Source organism: Methylobacterium sp. WL116 (genome assembly GCF_008039455.1).
Classification (GTDB): Bacteria; Pseudomonadota; Alphaproteobacteria; order Rhizobiales; family Beijerinckiaceae; genus Methylobacterium.
The window spans coordinates 1-3,574 of record NZ_VRUV01000471.1 but is presented as its reverse complement, the minus strand read 5'-3'; the positions used below and the strand labels follow the sequence as shown (position 1 = coordinate 3,574).

At 74.1% G+C, this 3,574-nt stretch carries 2 protein-coding genes and 1 pseudogene; 2 read left to right on the top strand and 1 reads right to left on the bottom strand.

The window, feature by feature from the left end; genetic code table 11:
* Nucleotides 1-119 precede the first annotated feature (119 nt).
* Nucleotides 120-482 (bottom strand): annotated as a pseudogene (locus FV223_RS22915) (GTP-binding protein); the annotation flags it as partial.
* A gap of 424 nt (nt 483-906) precedes the next feature.
* On the opposite strand from FV223_RS22915, the gene FV223_RS22910 reads away from it, so the two are divergent.
* Complete coding sequence (locus FV223_RS22910; protein WP_147729148.1) at nt 907-2,466, top strand: CYTH and CHAD domain-containing protein; 1,560 nt, start codon at nt 907-909, stop codon at nt 2,464-2,466.
* 54 nt (nt 2,467-2,520) lie between these two features.
* Nucleotides 2,521-3,574: carboxylate-amine ligase (locus FV223_RS22905; RefSeq protein ID WP_147729147.1), on the top strand; the 1,054-nt coding region annotated here is incomplete at its 3' end.

Sequence of the window (3,574 nt, the reverse complement as noted above, 5' to 3'; positions counted from 1 at the left end):
CCTCTTCCGCCGCGCGGCGTTCAACCCGGCCCGCAACGAGAGCGAGGTCGCCCGGCGCCTGGAAGCCGTGTTCCGCCAGGCCGGGCTCAACCCGCCCGCTCGGCGAGGGCGTCGGGCGCGACGAGGTCGGATTTCGTGAGCGCGACGACGCCGCGGCGGACGCCGATCAGCCGGGCGATCTCCAGGTGCTCGATCGTCTGGGGCTTGATGCCCTCGTTGGCGTCGACCGCCAGCAGCACCGCCCCCATGCCGGTGGCGCCCGAGATCATCGCGCGGACGAAGCGCTCGTGGCCGGGCAGGTCGACGAGGTCGATCTCCCCGTCGCGTCCCTCGGGCGCGAGGAGGGCGAAGCCCGGCACGATCGAGACGCCGCGGGCCTTCTCTTCCTTCAGCCGGTCGGTCTCGATGCCGGTGAGCGCCCGCACCAGCGCGGTCTTGCCGTGATCGACATGTCCGATCACGCCGACGAGGAGTGTCTTCATCGCTTATCGTCACCGTCCCGACCGGGCGTGCCTCCGAACCGTCGCCGCCGCGCGCCCGCCCCGGATGGCGGTCGTTCGGGGGCATGGCCGGGAGACGCACCGAACACGCGCACCGTTCCCGTGAACGAGGACGACGCGCAGCCCAATCCGCGACGCGACCGCCGGCTCGGCATCGAGCCGAGGCCCCGCCCGGATGCGGCGGGACCCGCAAGACGGTCGGGTCGATTGTGCACAACACGCTCTTGCGCCAAGCTTTTGCACGAAGCGTCGGTCGCGCAAAGGGCAAACTTTGCGGATGCGGCCGAGGGCGCCACCGCCGCCCTGCGCGTGCTACACGGCGGGCGATCCGGACGGATCGGAGGTGGCTCCGATGCGTTCTCGCGGTGACAGGGGCTGCGGCCCGGAACGGACGGACGAACGCTTCATGGACACGCCGCGGGAGATCGAGCTGAAGCTGGAATGCACGGGCCCAGACCTCGCCGCACTCGGTGCCCATCCGCTGCTGCAGGGGCAGGCCGACGGGGCCGCATCCGAGCCGAAGCTCCTCGCGGCGACCTATTTCGACACCGCCGACGGCGCGCTCCGCGAGGCCGACCTGACCTTGCGGGTGCGTCGGACGGGCGAGGCCTTCGTGCAGACCGTCAAGGCGGGCTCCGGCGCGGCCGGGCTGTTCGACCGGGCGGAATGGGAGAGCCCGGTCGCCGGCGAGGCGCCGGAGCCGGCGGCCTTCGCCGACACGCCGGTGGCCGATCTCCTCGCGAAGGCCGAGGCGCCGGACCTGGCGGCCCAGTTCCGCACCGTGGTGATGCGCTCGGTCCGGCCCGTGACCTACGGCGCCTCGCGGATCGCGGCGACCCTCGACGAGGGCCGGGTCGAGACCGACCGGGGCGATGCCCCGCTGTGCGAGCTCGAGCTGGAGCTCGAATCCGGCGATCCGGCCGACCTGTTCGCGCTGGCCCAGGCGCTCGCCGAGACGGTGCCGCTGCGGATCGGCGTGCTGTCGAAGAGCGCCCGCGGGTTCGCGCTGCGCGACGGCAAGGCCGCGCGGCCGAGCAAGTCCGACATGGCGCCGTTGCCGAAGGACGCGACCGGCGGCGAGGCCTTCCGCCACATCGCGCTCGGGTGCCTGCGGCACCTGCGCCTCAACGAGGACGTCTGGGGCCACGCCCGCGACCCGGAGGCGCTGCACCAGATGCGGGTGGCGCTGCGGCGGCTGCGCACCGCGCTGTGGCTGTTCAGGCCGATGCTGGCGGGCGACGCCCGGGCGGCCACGCTCGGCGACGAGATCAAGCGCGTCACCGAGCCGTTCGGCCGGGCGCGCAACCTCGACGTCTTCCTCGAGACCACCCTGCCCGACGAGATCGCCCGGCGCCCGGACGAGCCGGGGCTCGCCGGCCTGCGCGAGCGCCTGGAGACCGAGCGCGACCGGGCGCACGACGCCGTCGGCGCGATCCTGACCTCGCCCGAATGGCGCAGCCTGCTCCTCGACCTCCTGGCCTGGATCGAGGCCGGCCCGTGGCGGGAGGGCGTGGGCAAGCTCCGCGACGCGCCCGCCCGCGACCTCGCCACGGAGGTGCTGGAGCGCCTGCGCCGGCGGATCGCCAAGCGCGGCCGCCACATCGAGCGGCTCGATCCCGAGGCGCGTCATCGCGTCCGCATCGCCGGCAAGAAGCTGCGCTACGGCGCCGAGTTCTTCGCCGGCCTCTATGGCGGCCGGAAGGCGCGCCGGCGCCACAAGGCGTTCGCCGCCGCCCTCTCCGACCTGCAGGACCACCTCGGCAGCCTCAACGACCTCGCCACCGCGCATGCGGTGATGGCCGGACTCGCCGATGCGTCCGGGCCCGCCTCGGACGCGCTCGACGGCCAGGCGCTGTTCGCGGCGGGCCTCGCCACCGCCGATTCGGAGGCGCAGGCGGACGAGCTGCTCGCGGGCGCGGCCGAGGCCCACGGCACGCTGGCCGACCTCAAGCCGTTCTGGCGCTGAACCGGGCGCCCGTCGGCGCGTAGACCCCTCGCGGACGGCGCGGGGGGAGGCGGCATGGCTCACGTCTACAGGTTCGGCATGGAGGAGGAGTTCTTCCTCGCCGACGCCGAGACCCGCAACACCCCCCGCAAGACGTCTCGCGGCCGGGTGAGGGCCTTCCATGCCGCCGTCCAGGCGCGGATGGAATCGGCCGAGCGGGAGATGCTGGAGAGCCAAGTCGAGACCTGCACCCCGCCCTCCGACAGCATCGCGGAGACGCGCGCGCGCCTGATCGCGATGCGGGCCGACCTCGCGACGATCGGGCGGGAGCACGGGTTGCGCGTCTTCGCCGCCGGCACCCACCCGGCCGCGACGTGGCGGCGCCAATCGACGACGCCGGCCGAGCGCTACCGCGGGATCATCGACGACCTGCAGATCGTCGGGCGGCGCTCGGTGGTCTGCGGGCTCCACGTCCACGTCGAGGTGCCGCGTCCCGACGCGCGCCTCGACCTGCAGAACCGGCTGATGCCGTTCCTGCCGATCCTGCTCGCGCTCTCGGTCTCCTCGCCGTTCTGGGAGGGGCAGCGGACCGGGCTCGCCGGCTACCGGCTCAGGGCCTATGCCGAGCTGCCGCGCACCGGCCTGCCGGAGCTGTTCGCGGACGCCGCCGACTACGACCGCTACGTCCGGGTGATGACCGCCTCGGGCGCGATCGCGGATGCGAGCTTCCTGTGGTGGCACCTGCGCGCGTCGGTGAAGTACCCGACGCTGGAACTGCGCATCGCCGACAGCTGCTCCGAGATCGAGGACGGGCTCTGCATCGCCGCCCTGTTCCGCTGCCTCGTGCGCCTGCTCGACCGCGATCCCGGCGTGAATGCCGGCCTCACCGGGGCGGCGCGCGGCTTCGCGATGGAGAACCTGTGGCGGGCCGAGCGCGACGGGGTGCGGGCCGAGCTGATCGACGCCACGCGGGAGCGGGCGGTGCCGATGGCCGAGATCGTCGAGGGGCTGCTCGCGCGCCTCGCGGAGGATGCCGACGCCCTCGATTGCCGGGCCACCTGCGAGCGCGCCCGCACCATCGTCCGGCACGGCACGGGGGCCGACCGGCAGCTCGCCGCGTACGCGGCGG

What these genes read in the sequence shown, in the direction of transcription:
- FV223_RS22910 (WP_147729148.1), top strand. Translation starts at nt 907, where the DNA reads ATGGACACGCCGCGGGAGATCGAGCTGAAGCTGGAATGCACGGGCCCA.